Source organism: Pseudomonas sp. DW-iso17, from assembly GCF_058725345.1.
This window is the reverse complement of record NZ_JBZXEA010000045.1, coordinates 179,588-206,523: the sequence shown is the minus strand read 5'-3', so window position 1 is coordinate 206,523 and position 26,936 is coordinate 179,588. Positions and strand designations below refer to the sequence as shown.

Genomic DNA, 26,936 nt, shown 5'->3' with positions numbered 1-26,936 from the left:
TGGCAAAGTGCCATACCCTCGAACAGCTCGGCCAGGGTGTCGATAAACAGGCTCTTACTAAAGCGCCGAGGACGGAGAGGAAGTGGTAGTTGCCTTCCTCAATCAGCATAGGGCGATGCCGGTCTTGTCGACGTAGTAGCAGCCATCCTGGCGAATGCGTGCGGAGGTCTGGAAACGATAGGCAGCTTCTTGCGAGACATGGCGGGCGACCTGTAGACAGATGTGGCGATTTTAGGTCAGACGGTTGAACTGACCGAGCAGTATTCAATCAACATACTCAAACCCGAACATACGTCACATTGAACTCCTTGCACTGCCGATGCCGCTGCATCCGGTTGGCAAAGTTGAATGCGTCGTTGAGCTCAAAGCGCTGGAAGATATCGAGCCCTCGACTCAGCACGAGCTTCCAGCCGTGATCAGTCGTGATGTCCCGATCATGCTTGGTGCCTGTGGCATCGTATTCCCAAGTGAAATGAATACCTACGCTGCTGCAGGCATCAGCGATCTTTTGCAGGCTTTCAGTCTGCCGCTCGCCGTTGAACTCATCCTCGACGGTCACGACATGCACTTCCACTTCATCCTCTTCCTCTCGCTGTTTGCTGACAGTTTCCAGCAGTTCCATCAGGTTGCGCAGCTGGTGAAATAGCCGCAGGTAGGGGTCGGTAATCTTGATGTGTGTTGCCCCAGCCAAGTAGGGGCCGAACAACTTGTCGAAGGTCACGCCGCGCTGGTTTTCCTGGAAAGCCAGGTGCTGCTCCCTCAGCTCAGGCTCTTTGCTCCGCGGCGCAGCAGGCCGCACAGGCGCTGCCGTGGCGACGTGGCCATCCTCCGTCGCCACTGTGGCTTCGATGCTTCCGAAGAGGTCGATCTCGGCCATCTCGGCAGCCACACGGCGGTGGTACTGATTCGGGTACTCCCCCTCTTCCAACGTACACACCAGCTTTTCCTGGCCATCAGCCCCTTGGTAGGCAAAACGTACCGCTGGGTAGGTCGTATCGATGCGTAACAACTGATCCTTGACGCGCTTGCGTCCTTCGATAGCACAGCGCAGCACCTCCTCCACCTCGGTTTTCGAGGCCTCTCCGTGTGGGTAGAGGATCTTCATCAGCCCGGAGAAAGTCTTGTTGATACCGTCACGGTCACGGGTGGAAATGTCGTCTGAAAGGCTGAACATCCCCTTGTAGCGATCCGAAAAGTCATGGCTACGCAGCGAGCGGAGGATCTCGGCCAGATAGTCCACTACGAAGCCGTAACCCGAGGAGAACATCTCGCCACGGATCACATCCACTTCCCAGCCGGGAATGTAGCTGTGCAGGCGGTCGAGGAAGGCCGAGTCGTGGAACTTCTCAGGCAGCGGGTCGAACAGATCGCTGTGCTTGAGCATGTATGGCACGGTGTGGTCGGTGTTGCCGACGAACACCATGCTGGCTTCCGCTCCGAGGGTTTCCACGCCCCGCGAGAACGACTTGTTGGCCATGTAGTTCTTCATGATATCGACCAGCGCCTTGTCCACGCGCTTCTGCTTGCCGGCGAACTCGTCGAAGGCCACCACATCCCAGTAGCCCACCAGACCGAGCTTGCCCGTGCCGTTGTGGACGAACAGCTTAGGCACCGTCACCTCGCCACCGGAGATCAGGATGCCGTGAGGCGAGAACTCTGAGTAGACATGCGACTTGCCGGTGCCCTTCGGCCCCAGCTCGATCAGGTTGTAGTTGCGCTCGCAGAACGGAATCAGACGGATCAGCTGCAGCAGCTTGTTGCGCTTGCCGAACATCTGAGGGTTGAAGCCGACGCTCTGGATCAGCAGGTCGATCCACTCATCGGTGGTGAACTGCTTGCGGGCATCCAAGTAGCCCTCGAAGTCGAAGCGGGAGATCTGAATCGGCTTGAGCGATGCCAGAACCCACGGTGAGGCCGACTTGTCTTCGGTGTACTCGTACTCCAGATCGGCGATGCACCACACGCCGCCGACCAGCAGCTTCTGGTGGGCCTTCACCGTACTGGAGTCGATCAGCACCTTCTTGATTCCGAGGTTGGCGAATTCCGCCTCGTACACGTCATCCTTGTCGTTTAGGGAGACACTGACGCGGTCGATCACCTTGTGCCGGCCTTTCTCCTTGATAATCGAGCGTACCAGACCTGCTTCATTGCGATGCACATAGTGCTTGCGCAGGATCTCCTTGACCGTCTCGATGCCGGCCTGGATCGTGGCCTCGTCGTTGGTGGCGCAGTACTGGCCCAGCAGATACTCCAGCACATAGGAGGGCACGATGGCGTTGCCCTTCACCGCCTTGACCAGATCCTTGCGGACGACCAGGCCGGCGAAATGCTGATTGATCTTGTCATCGAGCTGACTCATGAAGGCTCCCGCTTAAAAGTCGAATTCACTGGTGAACGAACGACGAATCGTATACCGAGCAGCCTTGTACCGGGTGAAATGCGAGGTGCCTTCCACTTGCTCTTCAAGCCGCAGCTCCACCTGCTGGTTGTTCGCCTCCTCAGCCTGGCGACTTAGGATGAAGCGTACCGACAGCTCGCGCTCACGCGGATTATCCGACGCGAAGTCGAAGGTCAGCTCATGCGCATCCGAGATCAACTCACCGTCCAGCGTATACAAGCCTGCGCGTAGTCGGCGGGGTTGCTTCTTCTCGGTGACTGCCTCGGTCTGATACAGCACCACGGCCAACTGTCCGGTGGTGATGGTCTTGCCGCCAGCGCCGATGAACTCGACTTCCACACGGCCCACATCGCTCTGGCGTTTCTTGTTGATGCGGACGACCGGAATCACCACCTCCTGCAGCGTCGCCCCGCCATGCACGAAGCGGCTGCCGGAGCCCTTCAGACGCAGACGGTTGATGGACTTGGGTATCTGCACCTCCAGAGTTCCCTCCAGACCCAGCTGGTCAGGGCTGAAGGTCTTGAAACCGGCCTGGCTACGCAAGCCACGCCCCAGTACAAAGCGCCGGTCGCGATACAGCACCTCATCACCATCCGGCTCGCTGCTGAGGAAGTCGCTCTCCTCCAAGAGACGGTTCTGGTAGATGAAGCCGTGGTCTGCAGTGATCAGCAAATTGCTGGCATTGGAATTGGTCAGTTTCTTCACCAGGCGAACCAACTCGGACAAGGTTTCCTCAGCCGCCGCAAATACCCGCTCCTCGGTATCACGAGTATCGCCGGTCTTGTCGATCAGGTTGTGATAGACATAGACCACATCGTTGTCACGCAGCAGGGATCGAGAGTCGGCCTGGTTCATCGCCAGCAGATCCTTTGCCAGGACTACTGCAGAGTTCGGCACCACTGCTGCTAGGATCTTGCCACGATTGGCTGTCCCCTGAGCGCTCTGCCCATTCACCACTGCGTCGCCACTGTCGTTTTCAGCCAGCTGCAGTGTCTGGTTGGGCAACAGTGCCGCCATGCCCAGCTGGGTGTAGCTCGGCAGCATCGACAGTGCCGGCTCTAGCTCGGCTTCGAAGCGATCCTCGCGGCGAATCAGGCTTTGTAGCTCCTCGCCAATCTCGTAGCGGAAAGCATCTGAGATAACCACGCAGACCTTGGTCCTGCGCTCGACGAATGGCTTCACGTAGCGGCCAAAAAAATTCCGCTGCAGCATGATCGGTGTAGCTTCCCAGCGCTGGGCGGCATCGACGTGCTGCTGCCAGCGGTCATTGAGACGCACCAGGAAGTTGTTGATGTACAGGTTCTCGACCTGGGTGTTGAGCTCCTCCAGCAAAGAGGCCTGCCCCGACTCGCGGGCATGGTAGATGAACTTACGGTACAGCTGATCCAGCCGATACCAGCTCTGAGCATACTTCTCCACGCCATCGCTCAGCGACGTCATCTCCAACTTTGTCGTATCCAGCAACTGCAGAAGCTGCGCAGCATGGTCAACCGACAGGTAGACATCCTCGAAGTGAGCAAACCAGTGGCTCTGCCGGCGCTGGCGTAAACACTGCGCGACCTCCTGCGCAGTCACCGTCCTCGCTACCACCGCATGTACCATCTCGCTGAGGATCTTGCGGTCGATCAGCTCAAAGTAATCCAGCTCCATCAGCTTGCGGTAGTCGAGTCCATGCAGCCGGTCGCCGATCTGCAGCACTTCGGCGCACTTCTCGGAGAGCAGCTCGAAGCTCTGCTCATGGGAGCGACTGTCCTTCCAGCGCTTGAGAAATACAAGCGATTCGGTCGATAGACGTGCCTTGTGCTCTGGATCGGTGCCCATCAGGAAACAGGCCTTGAACAGCTCGATGACGAAGTCGCGCAGGCCTGCCCTTTCCGAGACATAACCGTAGGCACGCTTCATCTGCTCCCAGAGGAAACTGCTCAGGCCACAGCTCTCGATCAGCTTAATCTGCGCATCGCCGGCACTGGCCAGCTCGGCCAGTAGCTTCTCCAGGATCACATCCAGGCGCGGCGCAGTGTCGGCGCAGACCGCAAGCATCTTGAGACGCAGCATATTGTCCGAGTCCCCCTGCTGCTGCAGCTTGCGCAGATCCTCGCGCCGCTTGGCGGCCTGGAAGAACGCGACATGGGCCTCCAGCAACGGATAGCAATCTGGCCCCAGTTCCAGCTCGGCCAGCCACAGGGCGACCTGATCGGTACGGAAGCAGTTGCCACTGGCCAACTGCACATCGAGCAACCAGTTTTCCAGATGCGGCGGCTCAGCACCCTCGCGATAAAGCAGGAACTTCTGCTCCAGCTGCTCGCGCAGAATGCGGTACTTCACGCCGAACTCGTTGTTAGCCAGCTCGATCTTTTCGACCCCCGAAAGCTCCAGCGCCTCAAAGTCAGCGCGGAACTCCAGCCTGTTGTCGTACCAAAAGACGATGCGCTGCTTATCGAATAGGTTGGTTAGCGCCTGGGTGATTTTTGGGTTGCTCATGCCACTGCCTCAAATTCTTCCTCGTCATCCAGCACCTCTTCGGATACCGGCAGCGCCCCGCTGACCACCACATTACAACGCAGACGCTGCAGGAGGACCTCACGCCGTGCATTGCAGAACGCCTGGAAGTCCTCGAAGCGCAGGCTGTCACCCTCTTCCAGCAGCAGATCAGATGGTTTGATGCCACACCTTTTTTCAGCAAGCCATTCGTACAGCGGCATATCCTTCTTCGATCGATTCTGCGAGGCATTAAGCAGGTGCAGATTGGCAATCGAGTTCCAGTTGAGCGGGTTCCGGTAAAACGCCAGCCGCTCGGGGTCATTCTTAAGGAAACCTTGTTTGGAAAGCTCTGTCTGGGTAAAAGCGCTTTTCGGGTGTAGATGATCAATGTCCAACTGCAGGTTTTCATTGATTTCGGGAAAGAGCAGACTCAGCACAGAGCGACACCGCGAGTCCCCATGCTGGATCTCGAGCAACCCTCTGAGGTACGCCTCGTCGAAGCGCAGATCCTTATTGGTCGCAGTGAATGCTTGGATGATTTCATCCAGAGGGAATGCTTTCTTGCTAAGGTGCTTGGCAAGCAGACGCTGCATTCTTGTGAGCACGCCATCGGCTTGACCACCAAACACCCCACGCAGAAGCACCATGTGCAACCAACGCGATAGAGCAAGGCGCTCCTCGCGCAGATGGTTGATATTGTTGATGCTCTGGTATAGCGGTTTATCCTGGAATATCTGCTTGTACAGGTAGAAGGCCAGAGGAATGACCGCATTCTTTGCTCTCAGCGAATGGTCATTCAGTCCGAAAAGACGCAACAGCTTGAAGGTTTCCACGATACAGGCCCGGATCTGCGGCCATTGCGCCTGAATGACGCCAACCTGATCAGCGTCGAAATTCTTGACCTTGAATCGCACATCAGCGCCGGTCAGCATCAGACAGGTCTTTAGAATCCAGTCACGTCCGACCGAGAACTGCATCTCCGAGCTCTGCCTGACCTCAGCGACCAGCTCGTCGATGTCCTTACGGGCATCGCCCTGCCAGTTGGCAATGGCGATCGACATCAACAGGTCGGAAAACGCCAGAGGTGTCCCTCCGCTGTTGGTACGAATGAACACGTCAAGGACATGATCGATGTCCTGGCTCTCTTCGTTGTAGAAGTGGATGACCTCTTCCCGCCTGACCAGGTAATACAGGCGATTCAGGGTCTTGACTGCAAACCTATTGGTATCCAGCCCCTGCTCCGTCAGGTACGGAAGTACGACTTCCATCAGGATCTCATCATCAGAGCGCACATCAGGTAGGCTCAAGACCTTACCCACTTCGAACCAAAACGAGGCCCTGTCACTCTTGTACGATGCGACCTGCTTCTCGGTCAGGAAGCGAAAGTCATACTGAGACATCGACTCGTTGTCATCCCCTTCGACGCCCTTGCTAAGATTGAGGTACAGCCGGCGAGGCGGGAGCGCCTGATCGTTGCGAGTATTGGGCCACCAGATTCGCGGCTGCTTATAGGCATAAGTGCCTTTCAAGCCGATATAGATGGAGGTCAGCCGCTGCTGCCCGTCGATGACTGCCTTGAAGTCTTTGAAGTCTCCCTGGGTGGGGACGTAGTCGTTGGACTCCTTGAAGCGCTGGCAGTAGTCGGTCAGGAAGCTGTAGAAGCGGTATTTGTTCTTGATCTCCGGACTCGTGACATCCCACATCATGAATGTGTTGATCGGGTACTCACGCATTAGGGAGTCGAATAGCGTGCAGATCTGCTGCGTCGACCAGACGAAGTTGCGCTGGATCGCCGGTAACAGAAACGTCCGGTCATCGATGTTGCGTATCGCCTGGCGAATCGTGATCGCCTTTTCAAAGCGGCCTGCCATATCAGTCTTCCTTGGCTTCCAATCCTGGAATCTTCTTAAGGGCAGCTTCCAGCTTGAGGTAGTTGACCTTGACGCCATCATCGAGGTCCAGATTCAGCTTCCCGGAAGCAGCTTTTTGCGCAAGCGGGTAGAGGATTTCGCGCTCGTAGTCGTCCAGCTCAAGCAACTGCTTCTTGATTGTATCGGCCTCCTTACTGGCCTTGGTCTTTTCGCTTTGGCTGGCATCGGGGCTAATGGCCACTTTCTGCAAGTAGTCTAGCCGCGCGGCAAGCTTATCGCGGAAGTCGCGCAGGTACTTGAGTACCACGCTGACGGTATCAGGGCGGTAGCGGTGCAGGTAGATCAGTGCACTGAAAGTGCCCTTGGGGCTGGAGAACAACCAGTAGATCGGGCGCTTCTTGTAGCGTTTGAGGTGGTCGACGTAGAAATCCTTGAGAAAGTACTTGCGCACGACCTTGCCCAAGGCCTTTTCGATGAAGGCCAAATTCTCCTCGTAGTGATCATCGCCAAAGGTCACGCGCAGGAACTGGCGGAAGCGCTCAGTCACGTCGTCGGCGAACCACTCACCATCCAGCACTGGGATCACGTTGTCATTATCCGGCATGAAGCGGGGCTCAGGCACGTGCTGAAGGTATTCCGCCAGCGTATCTCCCTGATTGGCCAAAACAAGGCCCGGCTTGTCCAGGCTGTAGCGACCGAACATGCAACCGACTGCGTAGGAGATGAATTCGGCCATGGTGTCGGAAAGCAGGCGCTTTTCGCGGTCATCTTCAGTGACCTTCACGCCATAACGATAGGCTGGATTGCAGGTTAGGGTGATCTCCTCGACCGGTACCCCAGGGTTCAGCTCATTTTGAAGACCATAGGCGTCGATGAAGATACGGTTATTTTCTTCCTCCAGCCGCTGCATCTCGTCTGTTATGCCCTGCCAATGGGTACGCAGACGGGCATAGCTGGAATTCAGCGTCTCAGTCCAGTGCTGCGGCGAAAGTATCGAGAGCGTAGTGAAATCCCAAGAGGTTTCGTAGGAGTCCCAGTCAGATTTTGCGGTGTTTACCAACCAGTTTACGTAAGCCGATGCATCTCGAGTCTGAAACGGAATCTTCGAAAAGTAGCCTACATCGAAGTGCATTGCCGGACTGATCGCGTCGATGATGCCATCAATCACTTTCGAATTAAGAAGCGCTATGAGTGATGATGCTTTCTCACTCTCAGCAGGGAACACCGAGTGGGCATTATTTGCAAAAATAAACCCGTCCTGATATTTGCGAAAAGAGCTTTTTGAAGACGTCACGTCCGACCAAGATATGCTTGGCTGAAAGTATCGACTTTCGTTCCTTATCACGCTTTTCGGTTTGAGCGCTTTAATCCTACGTCCATTTTCTTCCCAGTCGACGATATGCTCTTGGTTTCCCGACCAACGACGGAACTCTCCACCTTTATTGTAAGGCGACCACTTCGAAGCGCGATCAGAGCCTGGCAAGCGAACACGGCTTACTGAAACTTCTGACCACTGTCGGACGAAAGTAGGATTATCAGACGTCGATAGGCCTTGGCAGGCAGTGAAAATCTCAGAAACAGGCGGAAGATCAGCGAAATTTTTGCGAAACTGTTCACTCACCCAATATGCGATCGGTTCACCCGGAAGTTTCTCGAAGTCTCTGGTTGATGCACGCGCCAGTCGCTCGTTTCTTGGTGGAAACTCTAAGGGGACACCATGATCATCCGACTCGAAATATCTTAGGCAGCAGAAATCGCCAACATGGTCGATGCGCCGCGCTTTTTCAAGGATGAAAGCTGTAGTGCCAAAGCTGATACCCATGCTCGTCCTCCCCTTACCGAGATACGGCATGTGGACCATAGAGTGCAGAGTATTTGACTCCAAGCATTTTGCACGCATGTCCTCAAATGAAGACAGAAACATCCAACTCTCCATTGTAACCATGCCGTTGAAACCATGGGAAACAACGATCCGCGAGCCTCGCTCTATGAACGCGGAGTAGAGGTCAACTTTCGCACTAGGGTAGTTTCGAAGAAGATAGTTTTGGATATCTGCATTCAGTCCTTTGAAACCCGCATACGGCGGATTGGCCACTACCACATGATATTTTGGCGAGAGCGCCTCGGCCATGCGCAGCACAGTCACCAATCGCTCTTGCACCTCTCTCAGCAGCAAATCGCCCCCAAAATCCCAAGCCTCAACAGCCCGAAGCGTCTCAGCTGGATCACGCAGCTTCGGTACGATAAGCGATCCAAAGTTCTTCACCTGCTCGAACTGCATCAGGGTCTCGCGCAACTCGTCCGTGAACAAGTCGCGGCCTATAATGGCAACTACGTCGTCTCGCTCATCCTGGGTGAAGCTCACGTTCTGCAGCACGCAGATATTGGGCCGTGCCTGCATACGAAGAAAACGTCGCCGGCCCAGCCTAGCTGCAGCCCTCATCACCAGCGCAAAGGCCGCGAGCGCTCCGGCACGGTCGTCGATCTCAACTCCATAGAGGTTATGGGTCAGAATCAACGCCGGGATCTCGGTCGGGTCATACCCCTCTTCCTCGTAGATTGCATAGAGCAGATCGAAGGCATAGGTCAGCATATGCCCCGAGCCACAGGCCGGATCACAGACGCGAATCTCTTCCGGGCTGGAGATGCGCAGGAAGTCCTTTTCGGACTCCTCCGGCGCGATGTAGTAGTCCATCTTCTCAGCCAGCTTCGACTGCGGACGATTGAGTAGCCACAGACGGCCCAGCGAGTTCTCTACCAGATAGCGGACGATCCAGTGCGGGGTGAACAACTGCGTTGCAGCGGGGATGTTCTCGGGCGTGATCTTGATGTTCTTCTTCAGCCCGGCGAAGACTTCATCTTTCTTCTCCGCAATGTAATACTGGTAAAGCCAGCCGATAACCTCAACGTCCTGGCAGACCTCCTCAGTCATCACCTCGCGCAAGCTGGTGATGATTGAGCCTTGCGACAGCAAGTCCCCGGGCATCAGCAGTTCGGTGTAGTCGTTGATCTGCTCGAAGAGGAATGGCATGTGCCGGTACCAGTGATTACATACCGACACCAGCAGTTGGCGATAGGCTTCACCTTGAGGATCTGAACTGGGTGCGTTGCCGGCCAGTAGATCCAGAACCTTTTCTCGCGTCTTGCCAGCAACCAATTCGTCGTCCAAGTGCCCCATCTTCGCCTCGGCGAGAATTTCCGGAGTGATCTGGCCTTCCATGGGCGTCAGCACACGGGGATTAGTGAAGCCATTGGCATCAAGGAAACGCAGGGCGCAGAAGCGGTTGAACCAGGTGTAGGCAACCTTCTCGATCACCTGCTCCTTGTTGGACTCCTGAATCTGCCGTTCCAACTGGGCCACAGCCTGCGGGATCTCGCGGCGTGCAGCACTGCTGGCGTGCAACACCTGTATCAACTTGGTTTCGACCTGCCTGCGCAGGTCGGTGCGTGCAGCTTGGGCGAACTTCTTCAGCTTGGTGGTTTCCATCTATCCAACTCTCCTGATCCCGGCACTCCACCGGGCAGTATCAACCTGGAGTGGCCCGCAGCAGGCAGGCCACTTGAATTCATTACAGGATCAGATCTGTACGCGGTTACCGGCCTGGATTTCCTGCAGCCATGCCTCACGCTGCTTCTGCAGATAGTCGTCCAGTTCGGCCTCGCTGGTCAGCCAGGGCTTGCCATAGCGAACCTTAATGCTACGAGCGGGCACTATGCGAGGTTCAGTCTCTTTGTGCACGGGCTGCTTGGGTTGTGCGTCTCCGCCTTGCAGCTCTACCTGTGGCTGTGGTGACGGCTCGAACGGCTCAGCTGGCCGCGCCATTTTTTCCAGAGTCAGCAGCAACTGCGGGTAGCGATCCTCTTCAAAACGTCGGCGCTGATCACGCAGCACTGCGATCAGCTTCTGCCCTTTCAGGGCCTGACGAGTCTCAGTGAAGGGCGCTGCGAGCTGCGCTTTGTGATCCGCACTCAGCGCTGCATAGCCGTCGGCACCAGACAGGCGCTGCTCCAGTTCATCAAGCAATTGCTCGCTGATCTGCTGCTCGCTAGCCAGCTGATTGGCAAAGACCAGCTGGAGCGCCTCCAACTGCGGCCTAGCCTGCTGCAGGCGGTTGCCTTGCCAAGGCTTGCTGTCGGCCAGCACAGCGCGGATAGACTCAACCTCAGCGACGTTCACATAGGTGAAGTTGTCCTGCTGCTCCTGCATCAATTGGCGGGCCTGTTCGTAGATCTCTCGCTGCGGGCTGCGCATGAAGCGCTGCAGCGGGTCGATGATCTGCTCCTTGGATTCGAGCAGCGCATCTTCCGCACGCGACAGGTCAGTCAAGAACCAGCTGGGGTTCTTCGCGGCAATTTCCTTGAGAGTTGCCAGCACGGCATCCAGAGCCACCAGGAAGGGATACTGCGCCTTCTGGCCGTGCAGCTCGGCCAGTTCCAGCTCCAGGTCCTTGATCGCATCGATGGTTTCACGGGCCAGAGCTCGGGCCTCGTTGCTGCTGGCAGGCCGATCAAAGAAGTCGGCGAAGAAATCCTTGAGCGTCCGCACCTGGGAGGCGGTGAATTCGATCTGCGGCTCCAGCACCAGCGTGGGGTGAGCATTGGTATTGCGCAGGCTGCGCTCCAGGAGGTCACCTTCCAGCGGGTTGCTGTCCTGACGCACCTCAACCTTACCGCGCGCGCAGAGCAGCGCGAGGTTGCAAAGGATGGCCGCGTAGTACCAGCCGTAGCTCTTGCGTTCGAAGCGCTCCAGCAAGCTCTTCACCGTGGTACGCACGCCACTGCGCGCATTGGTCTGGATGAAGGCGAGCAGTTCCTGCTCCGGCTCGCTCAAGCTGGTGGCGTCGTTGCCCAGCAGCCCATCCTGCCCCTGGCGCAGGTATCTGCCGATGTCGTTCTCGCTGAACACCACATCGCGCAGCATGCGCAGGTTTGGATAGGTGGTTTCGATGAGCTGGTAGAAGCCCTTGAGGATGCGGGTCTGGCCATCGTTGCTGGACACGTCCACATCGGCCGCATTGATAATCAGCTGCGCGTGGCCGAGCAGATACTTGGCACGCTCCTGCAACTCGGCCAGACGCTCGGTGTTCTGGAAGCTCTTTGCATCGAGTATGCGTTTGACCGCCTCCTGCTGGGTGTTGCTGTTCTGCCTGATGTACTTCTCGGTGCGCTTGTACATAGTCAGGTCTTGCATGAAACGCGCGTCGGCGGGCAGCACGACACGCAGCTCATCGCGCCCCATGCTCTGCATGCACTGCACCGTGAGGTTGTCGAAGTTGTCGCTGAGCGGCGTGACGACGTGGATGGCCAGCTCATGCTCGCGGCTGAGCACCCTGTCATCCATCTTGCGCGTGTAGGGGTAATCCTGGCCGTTCTCGTAGCGGATCTTGCGCTGCTTGATTGCGCCCTCGAACAGCAGCCCCTCCAGCTCCTTGATCACGTCGGCCGACTCGACCTCGGTGTTCTTGATCTCTTCCTCGATGTCCTTCTCTTCGTCGGTCAGGTACTCGTAGAGATCGCCATTGCGCTGGATGTAGGTTTGCTGCTCCAGCAGGTTGAGTGCAGCCTCCAGCTTCTTGCGCTGGGCCGGTACGTCCTCACCGAAGCGTTCCAGCATCAGCACACTGAGGTTGCGCAGGGTGGCCTTGAACTCCTTGACGTACTTGACCAGGAACAGTGCCTTGAGCACGCGCACGGCGTAGGGGTCACCCAGGTGACGTTCGGCGTTGTTGATCGCGCTCTGGATCGCGCTTTTCAGCGCCCCCCGAATGCCTTCGAACATGCGGTCGAAGGTCGCCAACTGCCCTACTGGCTCCGGGCGGATAGCTTTTGCCACATCTTGGAATACGCCGAGCATAGAGCGCTCACCCACCGAGTTGGCCTTGCCCTCGAACCCATTGTGCAGGGAAATGCCCCGGATGGCCGACTGGAACAGTGGGAACTGATACGGCACAAACGGGTAGCAGTAGGTGAAGTGCTCAAGATCGCGGAAGTTCTGGTAGTGCTGACCGCCATCGGCGAACTCGAAGAGCGTCTTGAAGTTGTTGAATTGCTGGTCGTAGACGCTTTTCAGCAGATCGGTACCCACCGAGTTCTTCGTCAGCAGACGCTTCTGGATCACCTCAGCCACGTCGGCGCTGGTCAGCTTGAGGCGGTTGGCAAAGCGCGCCTGGATTTTGGTGAAGTCGTTGCTCTGTTTCGTGCCCATTTCACCAAGAACCGAGCTCATGTCCTCCTGCGCCGTGACGATGATCCAAGCTCGCCCCTGGCACTTGGTCGCCAGGCTTTCGGCGACGGTCTGCAGGTTGGTCATCAGCTTGGTGTTGTCGTCAATGTACTGTCCGACCTCGTCGACGAAAAAGTTCAGGCGGAAGTTGGCTGGCTGCTTGTCCAGCCAGGCCTTGACCTGGATGCCGAAGTCTTCGATGGAGACGCTGTACTGGGTGCGGTACTTGTCGAGGATGCCCTTGGCCAGTGCCGGATCTTCGCCGGTGATCTGCGCATAGGCCTTGGCGATGTTGCCGGACTCCAGCAAGGCCTGCTCGCGACCGCGCTCCCAAGGCTTCTTGGCGATGCTCTGGTAGGCGTCCTTGAAGGCCTCGAACTGCTCGCGGCTGTCGAGATCACGCTCGAACTGGGCAATGTAGCCCTGCTTGCCGAAGTAGCCACACATCTCGTTGAAGACCTTGACGAACACCGACAGCAAGGCATCGGTCTGGCTCTTGCTGATGATGTCGGCTTTCTGGTCGATGTTGAACAGAATGCTCTTCGACGAAATGGCGACGGCCTGCTTGAGCTTGCTGCGCAGCAGCGCATCGTCCTCGTGGATCTTGGGCAGGAAGATGTCCAGCGCAGAGGTGCCATCGATGCGACGGTTTTCCAGCAGCAGAGCCAGCATCTTCAGCAGGTGCGACTTACCCGAGCCGAAGAAGCCGGATACCCACACCCCGTTGGCACCATGGTAGTCAGTGTAGGCGTCGAGGAAGTGCTCCAGGCGCTTGGCAACCTCATCGGTAAGGACGTACTCGCTCAGCTCGTCATACAGGCTGGCCTCATCGTCAGCCTTAATCACCCCCTCGATGGGGCGGCTGACAGGGTTCAGGAAAATACCGTTGAGCTCCATCTACTACTTCCTCAGACCTGAATCTCGAAAATGTTGAATGCGCGGTAGTACTTGTCGTCGTGCAGCAAGCCGAACAGCTCCAGCGAAGCCCCCTGCTGCAGTGAGTGACGGTACTCACCGGGGAAGAACATCACGGTTGGCTTGTCCTTGGCGGTACTTTGCAGATTGTTGAGCACGTTGTGCGAGCGGATGTAGGGGAACACCTCGCCAATACCTGAGAGAAACAGAACGTCGTGCTCAGCCTCAGCGATGCGCTCGCCAATTGCCGGAATCAGGTATTCCTCGACGCCCAAGACGTTCTGCAGCAACTCAAGCAGAGCATCCTTCTCCACGTCAGGCTCGACGGCGAGGATCTCGTCCCAGAGGCTGCTGTCATCGCTACTGCCTTCTCGAGCTTTGAGCAGCTCGATGGACAAATCGTAGAGATTGATCTCCAGAACCCGCACACCACGCCCCTGTAAGCAGTCGATGCTCAAGCTGGCCAGGCTGTTGACCAGTTGCCGGCGCATGCGTTGTATCTCGACGGCCTCGGCGGCCTTGTACTCGCAGATGTAGAACGGCAGGTCGTTGTTCAGCCCTTTCATCTCTATAAAGCGCTGGCTGCTGATGACGCCCAGCAGGTGTTCGAAACGTGCGGCCAGCGGCTGCTGGCTGATTTTCCGGCTCATTGAAGCCACCTTTGAATTTCGCTATCCGTGGCAGGAAAAACCAGCAGATGCTCGCGCCCATGCTTGGCTATCAGCCGGGCTAGATACGGGGTCAGCAGCGCCGGCTGGATCTGACCTTGCTCTGAGAGCAGGCCGGACTCGCGCAGCATCTGAAATACACTGTGGCGCAAACGCTTTTGGGTGGAGACTGCAATTTCATCCAGCTCCTTATGCCAAAGCGCCTTGGCGTTGTAGAAAGCCTCATAGTCAGCAGTCATGATCCGGTGACGCCGGCTGAGGTAGTATTCGTGCAGTACCTCAATGGCGAAATCACGGATGAAGCCATAACGGCGACTGACCGCCGACCAGAGCAAGTAACTGCGCTCTCGCAGGTTACCGTCGACCAGAGCCTCCAGTTCTTCGATATCAAGCAGTTCAAGTCGCCCGAACAACTCGATGCTAATGCGCTTCGCAGAGCTGGCTGTACGCGCCTGCAGGAGGTTGCCATTACGTACCTCTGCACGGGTCTGCGACCAATCGCGCAATGATAGGTAACGCTCGGCAACCAACGGGGCTTCCTGCAGAAATAGACCACCCGTGGTGAATGACAGGCGGTAGCGCTCGGCACTCATGCTGACCCCAAGGTCGCATCATCATTTGCCCCACCAGCTTTAACCCACGAATCGACCTCAGCTTTCTGGAATTTCCAGAGCCGCCCCACCTTGTGCGCAGGCATGTGTCGCTTTGCAATCCATGCATAGACAGTGTCCTTACTCACGCCCAAGTGCTCGCCGATTTCCTCGACACTCAACCACCGATCTGTCATTTCCAGATCCATATCGACTAAGAGTCGAGGATTCTAGCTGACTTGCTAGGGTTAAGACTGATTTATTTGGATCAAGCCTGTTAAGGAGCACTAAAGAAATCCACTGGAACACCTAACGCATCAGTGGCGGCACCATCCATCAGGCTGACACGACCTAAGCTGCCCAGGCCCTCCCCTTAGCCCTCTGCCGGAATCAACGCCTGCAGAATCACCAGTTTCCTTTGCAACTGCTCAATGTGCGCTTTCTCAGCCCGCAGTGCTGACCGCAGCTCCCGATTTTCCATCTCCAAATGCGAGCCCAACGCACATACCTTTTGAAGTCGAGAGCCATTTTCCAGAGCTCGCGTAGCCCCATCAACAGCAATGCGCCTATAGAAACCCCATCCCACGCAGCCATGTTCGCCCCCCTCAAAACACTGATAATTCCGAAGACAGCAAGACGATATGTAGCTGAAAGTGACACGTCTAGAGTGTAGACTTATACAGGTAAAGAATTCGAGCATATGGAGAGGGTATGAAGCGCAAGCAATCCATCGAACAGGTTCGCTGAGACCTAGCTCTTCGCTATCGCCTGATTGAACCCGCAGCCTGGCGGGAGGGCAGGCTGACCACGGGACACTTGATACAGAGCTTTGGCATTAGTCGGCAGCAGGCGTCCAAGGATATCAATACCTACATCACCGAACATGCGCCCAAAAACTTGATATATGACAAGCAACTCAAGGGTTATATGCCAAGCAAGCAGTTCAAGCCGCTGTTCATCGACGACAGTGCCAGCGCACGTCCAGCAGTAGTGGTAATGCTTGATAGTTCTGAAAAGAGATAAAAAGGTATCAAGTGCGTAGGGGCCGGGGCGTTTTGGATTTGCCTTTCAAGCAATAGTACCCCGCCAACATCAGCAAATACCCAACCCACTTGTAGGGCAGTAATTTCACCATGAACCCTGCTGCTGTCCAGTCTTCCCAGGAACCGCCCCCTCCGCCCAAAAACAATGCCACAGTCAGCAGCTGGGTAAACACAACGTATGCGCCACCAAACTTCAGCAGAAAAATCCAGACTCGCTTACGTTTGGCTATGTACTCCGACTCACTGCCAGCACTCGACCGTATGCCACCCAGCACTGCCCCGAGGACCAAAAGGCCTACCGCCCCGGACACGAGTGAAAGTGCGGTGGACGCCTCTGCCAGATCCCCTTTACCGCCATACAGGTAGATGTAGTAAATCAGGAAGGCCAAATAGAGGGCGAAACTAATCCTGAAAGGACGAGACATCATCGCAAAGCCGATCAACGCGACGACGATACCAATAACCCACACCATTCATTGCTGCTCCTGCCAGTTCGCTGGATAACCAAACGAGGTCCATCACCAAAAAACGCGACCAGCATAATGCCAATAGGCCGCCACTAAAAAATGAAGCCTTCGCCAAATGCCTATTGGCGAGGAAATAGCTTGACCGGCTTTCGTTCTATCCCTACCGCTTGCAGTTACACGTGCAGCACCTGAATACTGGTTAAGCATACAGGTAAATATTTCAACCATGCACCTCCGCGCAAGGCCTTGAAAATGCGCGTTGCATCTGAAGAAAAACCCCGGGATATGGGCGTTTTGTTGACAGTTTACCATGCCGAATCAAAGTGCCATCATACAGGCAGAACAGATTGCGCCGATCTATTGGTTTCACCCAACGCAATCTCATCCGGGATGCGATATGCCATCAGTTATTTGGCATGCGCGATCAACACCCTACAGACAAGGACGTGTGCATGCCTTTGCCCTCCCCTTCCATTGCACTCAATGCTTCTGTAACAAGACCACGAGCCAAGCAGTGACGCACTGACCTCGTGAACGGCCCTGAACGCGACCCGAATGCGGCAACTGCGGTTGTAACCTTCTCGGACCGGCCCCCTTCTCGCACGACGAGAAAGACCAGCGATTATTTGAATATCCCAGCGCATAAGCCTCTGTGCACCCTATGCCATGTTTTCGCGCAGACCATCAACACTTAAAGGAATATCACCATGCTCGAAAGCCAGAAAGAGTTCGCCACTTACTTGAAGAAAATGCAGGTGCTGCTCAATGACCAAGCGTTTTCATTCGATCAGTCATTGCTTCCAAAAGTGATGGAGACCGAGCTTGTGGTGCCCGTAATCGGGGCCTTCAGCGCCGGTAAGAGCTCGCTGTTGAACGCGCTGATGGGCCAGGACATTTTGCCAGTTGGAATTGCGCCGGAAACTGAACTGGCGACCGAACTGCGTTATTCATCTGAGCCCTATCTGCTGGCAATCAAACCCGACGGTGTGCAGGAACGTTTGCCTGTTGAAGCGCTGAGTACCATCAATCGTCGTTCCAGCGAGTTTTCACACTTGCGCCTGTACCTCGACAGCGAGGCGTTGAAAGCCATTGCGCCCCTGGTGCTGGTCGACATGCCGGGCTTTGGCTCATCGCTGGAAAACCACAATAAGGCCATTGCTTACTACCTGCCGCGCGGTGTGCACTTCGTGGTGCTGACCAGCATCGAGGACGGCAACATTACGCAGTCGATGCTGCGCAAACTCGACGAGCTAAAAACCTACAACACCGATTTCACCTTCCTGCTGAGCAAATGCAACCTGCGCGCCGCCGACCAGGTTAAAGACGTGCAGGCCTACATTGACGACCAGCTCGGGGTGTATTTCGGCGAGCACTACCGCAGCATCACTATCGGCAACCGTGGTGGTGAGGAACTGAAAAATGCACTGACCGCATTGCAGCCTGACGTGCTGTTCTCGCGCCTGTTCATCGACATCCTCAAGGACCAGAACTTCGAAGTACTGGCGCAGATCAACCTGGCGCTGAGCATGCTGAAAAAGGACAAGGCCGAGAGCGAGCAAACCGCACGCGCACTCGAGCAGGCCTTGGCCAAGCTGCTGGAGCAACGCAAAGACGTCGAGTCGGACCTGAAAGATCGCTACTCGGGAAAAATGCTCGACCGTAGCCTGCGCGGCCTGGACAACGCGCTTAATGACTCCCTCGACGAGCTGGTCACCTTGGGCAGCAGCAAGAACCCGAGTGCCCTGTCGAATGCACTCTCCGACATCATCCGCAGCAGCCTGTCCAGCACGATCAAATCTGAAGTGCAGGACATCTCCACCAACATGGTCGACCGGATTGCCAGCAACCTCAGTGCCACCAGCAGCCAGATGTCCGTACTGGACATCAGCGGCAACTGGAGCGAGGAGCTTTCCAACAAAGTCAAGTTTTCGCTGGAGCGCACCACGGAAATGCTCAGCGACTGGTCGACACGCCTGAGCAATCGTGCCGAGGAAGACAAGAACAGCGGTGTCATGCTCTACCGCAGCCTCTCTACCGTGCTCGCTGTCACCACCACCGTGGTCAATCCGCTGGTAGAGCTGGTGATCATCTTCTTGCCCGAAATTCTCAAGATGTTTAACGGTGGCGGTAACGAGCGCGAGAAGTTTCGCCAGAAGCTGACCGGCGAAGTGTTCCCCAACATCAAGGCGGAACTGCGCGGGAAAATTCCGGCAATCATCGACGAGCAGCTCAACGCCATGCTGAAGAAGATCAGCGACGGTTTCGAAGAGCAGATCACCAAGCAAAAGCATGTGATCGACTCGATTGCACAAGAAAGCCTGCAGCTTGAAGCACAGATCAGCGAGAAGACTGCTGTGCTGGAAAACCTTGCCACCGCAGTAAAAGCCGCTGCAAACGAACACCTCTACAAGTAAGGCGAACGACCTAATGGATTACCAATCACTCGTCGCTTTTAGCGAAAGCCTGCACACGCTGGCAGCAAGCAACCAGGACCTGTTTGAGCGCGAAATCGAGCAGTTCAAGCGGCTGAACGGCATCGACCAACCGCAACAGCTCGCGCAAGCGTGCCAGACGCTGCAGGACCAGAACCGGCTGATGAACATCGGTATTGTTGGTCGTGTGAAAGCCGGAAAGTCATCGCTGCTCAATGCGCTGATTTTTAATGGCGAACCGATCCTACCCAAGGCTGCAACACCCATGACCGCTGCACTGACCACCATTACCTGGGGCGAAGTGTTCCAGGCCAAGGTTGAGTTCTACAGCGAAACGGACATCGCCGCGATCCGCTTCAAATCGGACCAGTTCGAGCAACGCCTTGCCACGCGCAAGCGCGAATGCCTGGAAGAGCTGGTGAAGCGTCGTAACGCCCAAGCCAATAGCGCGCCCCTCGATATGGCGCAGCTGACGAACATGGCCGATAAAAAAGCCTTGAGCGAACTGCAACGCGAAGAAGGCTTGTTCGCGGCATACGACCAGTTCCAGCGCATGAAGAGGTCAGGGCTCGATGCGGCCACCCTGCACTTGCACAGCGAGATTCAGGCAGGTAACCCGAAAGAGCTGGCGGCTCGTCTGCACAACTATGTCGGTGCCGACGGCACGTACATGCCGTTCACCAAGACGGTTCATGTCGCCATGCCGCTGGAGGCACTACGCGATATCTGCATCATCGATACCCCCGGCATGAACGATCCGGTCCAGTCGCGCGAAGAGCGCACGGTCGAATTGCTGAAAACCTGCGACGTGGTGTTCATTGTCAGCCCGGCCGGCCAGTTCCTCAATGAGCAAGACCTTGAGGTGATGGGGCGTATTACCCAGAAGGAAGGCATTCAGGAACTGGTACTGGTGGCCAGCCAGATCGACACACAACTGTACGGCAGCGAAAAACGCGCGCGCTTGAGCGATGCCGTGGAAGCCATCCGTGCCCAGCTGTCGGCACGGGCACAGAGCACCCTTGCAGACCTCAAGATGAGCAGCCCGGAAGTGGGCTCGGTGTTCGACAACCTGATCGGATCGGTACACCGTAACCTGCTGCATAGCTCCGGCTTGTGCCACAGCCTCAACCGCCGCTTCGAAACGCCCGAAACCTGGGACTCGAACGAGCAGGTGACCTGGGACAACCTGTCCACCGATTACCCGGATTACTTCACTCGTGACAACCAGGCACTGTCGTTGAGCAGCCTGGACAGCTTGGCAAACATTGACGCGATCAACGCCATGCTTGCCCAGGTGCGCGAGAAGAAAACGGAGATCACACGGGAAAAAATCGCCAACCTGATGGTTCGCAAACAAAAGAACCTTGAGGCATTCAAGGCGCTGATCATCACCCTGGCACGCAACCAGGTCATCCAGATCAAGAACGCCAACGTCGATCAGCTGGACGAACAACTGGCTTCGCTGGAATCGAAGCGACTGAATCTCTCGCTAGAACTGGATGTCAGCTTCAAATACACCATGGCCGACTACCGCCAGAAGTTGCGTGACGACATGCGCAAGACAGCTGCGCAATTGCTTCGCGAGACGCAGTCCTCTGTCAAAGACGCGGAAGGCTCTTTCAGTGAAACCATTGTCGTCGACAACCCTGGGGTTGGCAGCTGGTTTGCCCGCAAGCTTTGGGGCGGCGGCACTACCGAGAAAACGGTCGTCCGCGCCAAGATCATCAGTAGCCAGGTCATCTCCACCATCAACGAGTTCATGAACGACATCCAGGATGAGCTGGGCGCCAAGGTGGAGAGCTCTCATCGCGGGTTGAACGAAGAGCTGGCCCGGACCCTCACGCCCAAGATCCGTGAGGTGCTTGAACAGGATGCCAATGCGCAAATGATCAAGCTCGCGATTCTTTCGATCATTCAATCGATTCCTGACGATGACTTTGATTTGGGCATTCCGTTGCCTGACTCCCTGAAAAGCAACGGCACGCTCAAGGGCTACGAGGCCGAACGTTTCAAGGATGCCGCCGATGACTTCATCGGCTCGTTGGGTAGCAAGGTCAAAAGCAAGATCAGTTCGTTCATCAACGATGTTGAACGCAACGCACCTTCCACCATCTCCAACTCCTTCGTCGATGAGATTCAACGCCGGATCAATGTGCTCAAGGATCAGGTCGACAACGCGGCTCAAACCATTGACCGGCTTGAACGTCTGGCACGCAAGGCCGAAGAGGTCACCCTGTGAGCAACCCGCCAGCCATTCATGAACAGGCACGCTCGACGCTGGAGTCGCTGTCCCGCTTCTGGCAGTTCAAACGCAAGAAGCTGGCAGCTGAACTTCAGGGCCACCTGGATGATGCCCAGTGCCAGCTCGACACGTTTTTCAGCACCAATCAGCAATTGTCCGCGCTGTGCGCGGGCCAGAACGACGAAATCGGCGAGCTAAAATCGCGCAACGGCTCGCTAGTCGATGCGTTGCAGCTTGAAACAGCCAATTTGGCCTCGACCTCCGAAGCGTTAGCGCAGGAGAAGGGCAAGCTCCAGAAGGCTATGCTCGCACTGGCCCAGGCCAAGGTGTACGCCAAGGATCTGGAAGAGCGGCAGGCTCAGGCCATGACCCAGATCGCAGGGCTCGAAGAGCACCTTGCCGATCACAAGCAGGAGCTTGTCGACAAAGAGCGGTGCATTCAGGAACTCCAGCACACCCTGGCCGATACTCGACAGCAGATCGAAGCGCTGAACAACGTCAAACAGCGGTTGACCGAGCAGTGCGCCGAGCAGACTGAGCAGATCCGCACGCTGGAGTCGCGCAATGAGACGCTCAGCGACCAGTTGCAGGCAGAACAGGCCAATACGGCAGAGCTGGAAGCACGCAAGGACCGGGCGCTTGCCGAGATCGCCACCCTTCAACAGCAGCTAGCAGATCGCAAGCAGGCGCTGGTGGAAAAAGAACAGCGTATCGCTGAACTTGGGCACACCCTCTCGGACGCGCAACAGCAGATCGAAGCACTGAACGACGCCAAACAGCAGTTGGCCGAACAGTGCACCGGGCAGGCTGTACAGATCGACTCGCTGGAGTCGGACAATGAAGCGCTAACAACCCAGCTGCAGGCAGAACGAGCCAATGCGGCCGAGCTGGAGGAACGCAAGGCACAGGCGCTGGCACAAATTGCCGAGCTGGAGACGTACCTGGAGGAACATAAGAACCAGTTGATTTCCACGGAGCAGAACGTCGACCTACTGGAAAGCCTGACCGAACAACTGAAGGCCTCCCAGCAGCACCTGGAAGACAACTACGCCGACATCAACAAGCAGCACCTGTCGCTAACCGAGAAATTTTCCCTGGTGAGCAAAGTCCTGGCCCAGCAACCGCCCGGTAATGAAGAGCTGGCCAAATTCGCCGACCTGATCAACCACGACTATATGGAGTTCGCCAGCCGAGAATCGTCGTTGGCCGGTGAAGCCCAAGCAGTGCTCGACATGCAGGCGATCCTCGCCGAGATGCAGATGCTGAACAACTTCCCGAGCATTGCCGGCAAAACCATCCTGAGCATTGCAGGTGGTTTCAGCAGCGGAAAGTCGGCGTTCGTCAACAGCTTCATCCGTAACCCGAGCGTGAAGTTGGCGACCGGCATCAACCCGGTGACCGTGGTCCCCAGCTACGTGGTGTGCTCCGAAGAAACCCGGATCAAGGGTTATTCGTATAACGGTGGGGCCATCGACCTGGAGCCCAGCCTGTACGCGTCGATGTGCCACGAATATGTTCAGGCCTTCGGCTTCGACCTGCGGCGCATCCTGCCCTTCATCAGCGTCAAGGTTCCCATGGACCCGGAGCTGTTCGGCAACCTGTGCATCATCGATACGCCCGGCTACAACCCGGGTACCACGGGTGGGGCCGCGGCCTCCGACCGTAGCACTGCAGCCTCCCTGGTCAATCAGGCATCGGCGCTGGTCTGGGTCATCGGCCTTGACCCGGCCGGGACCATCGACCAGTCCGACATCGAGTTCATCGAGTCCACGCCGTTCCGCGCAGAGTCGCTGTATATCGTGTTGAACAAGGCGGATGTGAAGTCTCAGGACGATATTCTCGAGATCATGGAGCAAGTAGCCGACGACCTGAGTTTCGCGGGTATCGAGTACGCCGGCATGTGCGCCTATTCGTCCACGCGCAAGAAAGACTACCCCTCCAGCGGCCTGACGTTCGAGCAGTTCCTGCGCTCGATCAACCGTAAAGTGGATGTAGTCGGCAAGGTTAACAGCAAGCTCGATACCGTATTCGATGCCTACAAGCAGGCCATCCAGGCCGATATTGCGCAACTGGAAGGCCGCAAGGGCGAGTTCAATGCGTTCAAGCTCGATGCGCTGGAAATAGGCGGAACGGCGCTGTTTGACAGAATTGATCGAGCATTCCCCATCTCTGAGCAAATGTTCGATTCTTCCGGGCTGGAAAAACTCGTTGATGAATGCGAAGGCCTTCGTCGAACGCTCAAGCTGGCCGCTCGAAAAGCCCTGGAGGTTTGCGAACTCGTTCGCACCAGAACCTCTGTCGAGTCTGATGACTTCCTTCGCACTCGAATACGCCGCTAAACGCCGGCACACAGCGTGTTACTAACCCAGGCCTGCCTGCTGGCAGGCCGTTGCTGGCCAGGGCGCTGAACCCTGGCCTGTGCGCTCAAAATCGCCGCCGCGCCAGCAACTCCGCCAACGCCCCTTCAAGCCACCCGGCGGTGCGCATCTTCAGTGCTTTGCTCCCGCACCTCGGGCACTGGTCAAACCACTCGCCGGGCATCAGCACATCACTTTGCGGTGCCACTGTCTTTGTCCAACCGCATCCTTCACATTCAAAGGTGAAGGGCCTGGGTTTGATGGGCATTCTAAAGCTCCTTGGTCTCTTCGCTGATGTATTGCCATCGGTGCATTCAACTGCCCGGATAAGCCAATTCGATCTGCTCGTCGAACGCGCCACCAACCCCGCAGTAATCACGTGGAACACGCTCAAGATCCTCGGCTACCTGCACGATCACCTGGCGCAGTTCCAGGCGTTCGAACCAGCGGGCAGGAATGGCAGCAGCACCATACTGGGCACCCAACAAGTGCCCGGCGACAAGCCCTGTGCTGTTGCTATCGCCACTGTGATTCACCGCCGTGATCACCCCTTCTTCGAGTGATCGTGCTGTCAGCGCACACCACAGTCCAATCGCCAGCGTCTGTTCGGCGACCCAACCACCGCCAAGATCGCAAATGCGTTGCGGGGTTGGCTTATAGCCCTCGTAAAAGAAGAACAGCACCCGTTCAATGAGGCTGCACGTTTCTTCCATACCAGGCACTTGCCCATACTTGGCCAAACTTTGAGCCACGGCGTGTTCCAGGCTGTCTTGTAGATCGACAACACGCTGAAGAATGTCTGCGAATAGCCCAGCCGCCAGGTAGCCCGTCGGATGCCCGTGCGTCAGGCGCCCAGATTGCGCTGCGTAGTCAAATGCATTGGCAAAGAATGCACAGGGCGCAACACGTACCAACGCGCCACAGCCTTTGCTGTTGTTTTCGGCAACCGCTCCCAGCTGCGCGCTGGCCTTGAGTGCGCTCAGGCAGGTTGTGCCAGGGGCGCGACGAGACCAGAGCTCCACCTGCTCGATCAGCCAGCCATCTGCGGCGACCGGTGTCGTCGAGGGGTAATCCTGGGTCAGCAGCCAGCGCAGCAACGCGTGGTGAACAACGCTCGGGACATGGCACGCCTGCCGTGAACTGCCAAGCACAAAAGCGCGCAGTAAACCTTCTGCGGTGAACAACATCATCTGCGTGTCGTCGCTGATGGCACCGGTAATGCCGTAAGCCGGGGCAAAATCAATGATGCCCTGCGGACCGAACCTGGCCTCGATGGCAGGCCACTCAAGAAACTCCACGGGGGCGCCGAGCGCGTCTCCGACAGCACCGCCTAGCAGGCAGCCTTTGATCCGTTCAAGTCTGTTCATGCCCTTCTCTTATCGCTCTGCACAGATCAAGTTCTGCAAAATCATGAGCTTGCTTTGCAACTGCTCGATGTGCCTTTTCTCAGCACGCAGTGCCGAACGTAGCTCCCGGTTTTCCATTTCCCAGATCCGCGCCCAACGCGCGTCCTTGCGACAGGCGAGCGCCACGTGCCAGATTTCTCGCAACCTCAGGTACTGCATCAGGAGCACCGTCAGGATCATCCCGATCAACACCAGCGCCCCTGTCGAAACCGCTTCAGACATAGTCATGTCCACTTCCTTTCGTGACTTCAACTTATTTCGAAGACAGACACACGATATGTAGTGATTAACGACAGGTCTAGAATGTAGACTTATACAGGTAAAGTATTCGCGCACATGGAGAGGGTATGAAACGCAAGCAATCCATTGAACAGGTACGCTGGGACCTGGCACTTCGCTATCGTTTGATCGAGACCGTTACCTGGTGGGAAGGCAGGCTGACCACGGGGCACTTGATGCAGAGCTTTGGCATCAGCCGCCAGCAGGCGTCCAAGGACATCAATACTTACATCAGCGAGCATGCGCCCAAAAACTTGACATATGACAAGCAGCTCAAAGGGTATGTGCCGAGCAAGCAGTTCAAACCCCTGTTCATCGACGACAGTGCCAGTGCCTATTTGCACCTGCTCTATCAGAACAATGAGCGTGCCCCGCACATCGACGGACTGGCACTGGCCTATGCGCACACCAAAGTGTTGGAAGTGCCGGATCGCCCCATTCGGCCGGAGATCCTGCGCCCCTTGCTCAAGGCTTGCCGCGAAGGCCTGCGCCTGGAAACCGAGTACGTGTCGTTCAATACCCCGAACGTAGAGGTTCGCCTCATCGCCCCTCACACGCTGGTCTACACCGGCATGCGTTGGCATGTGCGGGCTTACTGCGAAAAGAATGGCCAGTACCGCGACTTCGTGCTCAGCCGCCTGCGCGGGCAGCCGGACCTGCTCGACGAATCGCCGAACACACGGGAGCTGGATGAAGACTGGAATGTCGAGATTCCGGTTATCTTCGAGCCCGATGGGCGATTGAACGAGGCACAGAAGGCAATCATTGAAACCGACTTCGGAATGACGCAAGGACAATTGGTGGTGCCCAGCCGCAGGGCCTTGGTGAAGTATGTGTTGATGCGTTATCGGATCGACCCGCGCAACCTGGCGACGAGCCCTGAGGCCCAGCAAATTGTGGTGAGCAACCTCAAGGAACTGAGGCCGTGGCTGATGAATGACTGACGCTCAAATCCCTGAGACGAGGGGCATGACGTCCCGAGTCGATGGCCAGCTAATGCTCGTTCAGCCGCGGGTGTATCTGCTCAACCCTATTCGGAGGACGACTCACCCGCGGCCAGCCAAGAAGAGATCCAGCCGTCGAGGATTTCAGCCATACCGGCTGGCAACATCTGTATCAACAGTCAGGGCTGTCCCCAGTCACTGTAGCTTCCGCCCCATGCCTTGGGCCTCGATGATCATGCAGTCGAGCAGAGCGAGCATGTCATCGACGTCAATTTCCTGGAAGCAGCCCTTCGCCTCCTGCTCCAGGATCATGGCGGCGAATTCCTCGCTGTATTCGACCTCACCCTCGGTTTCAACTTGCGCAGGTGCTGGGTCATCCGAGTGACCATCCTCTTGATCGTTACACATCACGAACCTCGCGTTGAAATGGGACCTTAGCTGAACGGTCGCGCCAACTTGGCCCAAGCAGACACCCGTTGGAAGCAGAAAAAGGACGGAGTTGTCGACGTTATCGGCGTTTGTCAGGCCGAATCAGAGGCACGTCGGTCCAGCTCCTGTTTCATCTCCATGTATTCACGGACAAACTCGTAGCCCTTCTTGGCAACGACGATGACACCGAT

The 26,936-nt window shown here is 56.6% G+C and carries 17 protein-coding genes and 2 pseudogenes; 5 read left to right on the top strand and 14 right to left on the bottom strand.

Annotation, left to right across the window (positions count from 1 at the left end):
* Positions 1-277 precede the first annotated feature (277 nt).
* The 9 genes and pseudogenes from brxL to AC4PS6_RS24570 all read right to left on the bottom strand — a co-directional run bounded on the left by brxL (position 278) and on the right by AC4PS6_RS24570 (position 15,740).
* Positions 278-2,359, bottom strand: coding sequence for a BREX system Lon protease-like protein BrxL (gene brxL, locus AC4PS6_RS24610; RefSeq protein WP_371039668.1), 2,082 nt, complete (start codon positions 2,357-2,359; stop codon positions 278-280).
* A 12-nt stretch (positions 2,360-2,371) separates the two neighbouring features.
* A complete protein-coding gene (gene pglZ / locus AC4PS6_RS24605; protein ID WP_371039667.1) occupies positions 2,372-4,879 on the bottom strand; it encodes a BREX-1 system phosphatase PglZ type A in 2,508 nt (835 codons plus the stop codon).
* Complete coding sequence (locus tag AC4PS6_RS24600) at positions 4,876-6,750, bottom strand: DUF262 domain-containing protein (protein ID WP_371039666.1); 1,875 nt, start codon at positions 6,748-6,750, stop codon at positions 4,876-4,878. Before AC4PS6_RS24600 ends, pglZ begins: the two co-directional genes overlap by 4 nt.
* Position 6,751: 1 nt before the next feature.
* Positions 6,752-10,237 carry a BREX-1 system adenine-specific DNA-methyltransferase PglX gene (gene pglX / locus AC4PS6_RS24595; protein WP_371039665.1) on the bottom strand — a complete coding sequence of 1,162 codons (3,486 nt, stop codon included), beginning with the start codon at positions 10,235-10,237 and terminating at the stop codon, positions 6,752-6,754.
* Positions 10,238-10,327: 90 nt separating this feature from the next.
* Positions 10,328-13,870, bottom strand: coding sequence for a BREX system P-loop protein BrxC (gene brxC / locus AC4PS6_RS24590; protein ID WP_371039664.1), 3,543 nt, complete (start codon positions 13,868-13,870; stop codon positions 10,328-10,330).
* 11 nt (positions 13,871-13,881) lie between these two features.
* A complete protein-coding gene (locus tag AC4PS6_RS24585) occupies positions 13,882-14,538 on the bottom strand; it encodes a DUF1788 domain-containing protein (RefSeq protein ID WP_371039663.1) in 657 nt (218 codons plus the stop codon).
* Positions 14,535-15,149, bottom strand: a complete 615-nt coding sequence (locus tag AC4PS6_RS24580; RefSeq protein WP_371039662.1) for a DUF1819 family protein — start codon at positions 15,147-15,149, stop codon at positions 14,535-14,537. The genes AC4PS6_RS24585 and AC4PS6_RS24580 overlap by 4 nt, the downstream gene beginning before the upstream one ends.
* Positions 15,146-15,343 carry a helix-turn-helix domain-containing protein gene (locus AC4PS6_RS24575; protein ID WP_102886092.1) on the bottom strand — a complete coding sequence of 66 codons (198 nt, stop codon included), beginning with the start codon at positions 15,341-15,343 and terminating at the stop codon, positions 15,146-15,148. Before AC4PS6_RS24575 ends, AC4PS6_RS24580 begins: the two co-directional genes overlap by 4 nt.
* A 176-nt stretch (positions 15,344-15,519) precedes the next feature.
* Positions 15,520-15,740 (bottom strand): annotated as a pseudogene (locus tag AC4PS6_RS24570) (hypothetical protein).
* 117 nt (positions 15,741-15,857) lie between these two features.
* On the opposite strand from AC4PS6_RS24570, the pseudogene AC4PS6_RS24565 reads away from it, so the two are divergent.
* Positions 15,858-16,124, top strand: a pseudogene (locus AC4PS6_RS24565) (BrxR family helix-turn-helix transcriptional regulator); the annotation flags it as partial.
* A 52-nt stretch (positions 16,125-16,176) separates the two neighbouring features.
* Here the strand turns inward: AC4PS6_RS24565 and AC4PS6_RS24560 are convergent.
* A complete protein-coding gene (locus AC4PS6_RS24560) occupies positions 16,177-16,662 on the bottom strand; it encodes a hypothetical protein (RefSeq protein ID WP_371039661.1) in 486 nt (161 codons plus the stop codon).
* Positions 16,663-17,363: 701 nt separating this feature from the next.
* Here AC4PS6_RS24560 and AC4PS6_RS24555 point away from each other — a divergent pair.
* From AC4PS6_RS24555 to AC4PS6_RS24545, 3 genes are read left to right on the top strand one after another with little or no spacing between them, the layout of a single operon-like run.
* Positions 17,364-19,070, top strand: a complete 1,707-nt coding sequence (locus AC4PS6_RS24555) for a dynamin family protein (protein ID WP_371039660.1) — start codon at positions 17,364-17,366, stop codon at positions 19,068-19,070.
* A gap of 13 nt (positions 19,071-19,083) precedes the next feature.
* Positions 19,084-21,327 carry a dynamin family protein gene (locus AC4PS6_RS24550; RefSeq protein ID WP_492181052.1) on the top strand — a complete coding sequence of 748 codons (2,244 nt, stop codon included), beginning with the start codon at positions 19,084-19,086 and terminating at the stop codon, positions 21,325-21,327.
* The gene (locus tag AC4PS6_RS24545; RefSeq protein WP_371039658.1) at positions 21,324-23,669 is read left to right on the top strand and encodes a dynamin family protein; all 2,346 of its coding nucleotides are present in this window, start codon (positions 21,324-21,326) and stop codon (positions 23,667-23,669) included. The genes AC4PS6_RS24550 and AC4PS6_RS24545 overlap by 4 nt, the downstream gene beginning before the upstream one ends.
* Positions 23,670-23,754: 85 nt before the next feature.
* On the opposite strand, the gene AC4PS6_RS24540 is transcribed toward AC4PS6_RS24545, so the two are convergent.
* From AC4PS6_RS24540 to AC4PS6_RS24530, 3 genes are read right to left on the bottom strand one after another with little or no spacing between them, the layout of a single operon-like run.
* Positions 23,755-23,955, bottom strand: coding sequence for a hypothetical protein (locus AC4PS6_RS24540; RefSeq protein WP_034100781.1), 201 nt, complete (start codon positions 23,953-23,955; stop codon positions 23,755-23,757).
* 46 nt (positions 23,956-24,001) lie between these two features.
* A complete protein-coding gene (locus AC4PS6_RS24535) occupies positions 24,002-25,054 on the bottom strand; it encodes an ADP-ribosylglycohydrolase family protein (RefSeq protein ID WP_371039657.1) in 1,053 nt (350 codons plus the stop codon).
* Between the two features lie 9 nt (positions 25,055-25,063).
* Complete coding sequence (locus tag AC4PS6_RS24530; RefSeq protein ID WP_096426791.1) at positions 25,064-25,321, bottom strand: hypothetical protein; 258 nt, start codon at positions 25,319-25,321, stop codon at positions 25,064-25,066.
* Positions 25,322-25,440: 119 nt separating this feature from the next.
* Between AC4PS6_RS24530 and AC4PS6_RS24525 the strand changes: the two genes are divergently transcribed.
* Positions 25,441-26,316, top strand: a complete 876-nt coding sequence (locus tag AC4PS6_RS24525; protein ID WP_096426792.1) for a BrxR family helix-turn-helix transcriptional regulator — start codon at positions 25,441-25,443, stop codon at positions 26,314-26,316.
* Between the two features lie 195 nt (positions 26,317-26,511).
* On the opposite strand, the gene AC4PS6_RS24520 is transcribed toward AC4PS6_RS24525, so the two are convergent.
* The gene (locus tag AC4PS6_RS24520; RefSeq protein ID WP_172901756.1) at positions 26,512-26,724 is read right to left on the bottom strand and encodes a hypothetical protein; all 213 of its coding nucleotides are present in this window, start codon (positions 26,722-26,724) and stop codon (positions 26,512-26,514) included.
* Positions 26,725-26,936: the final 212 nt, after the last annotated feature.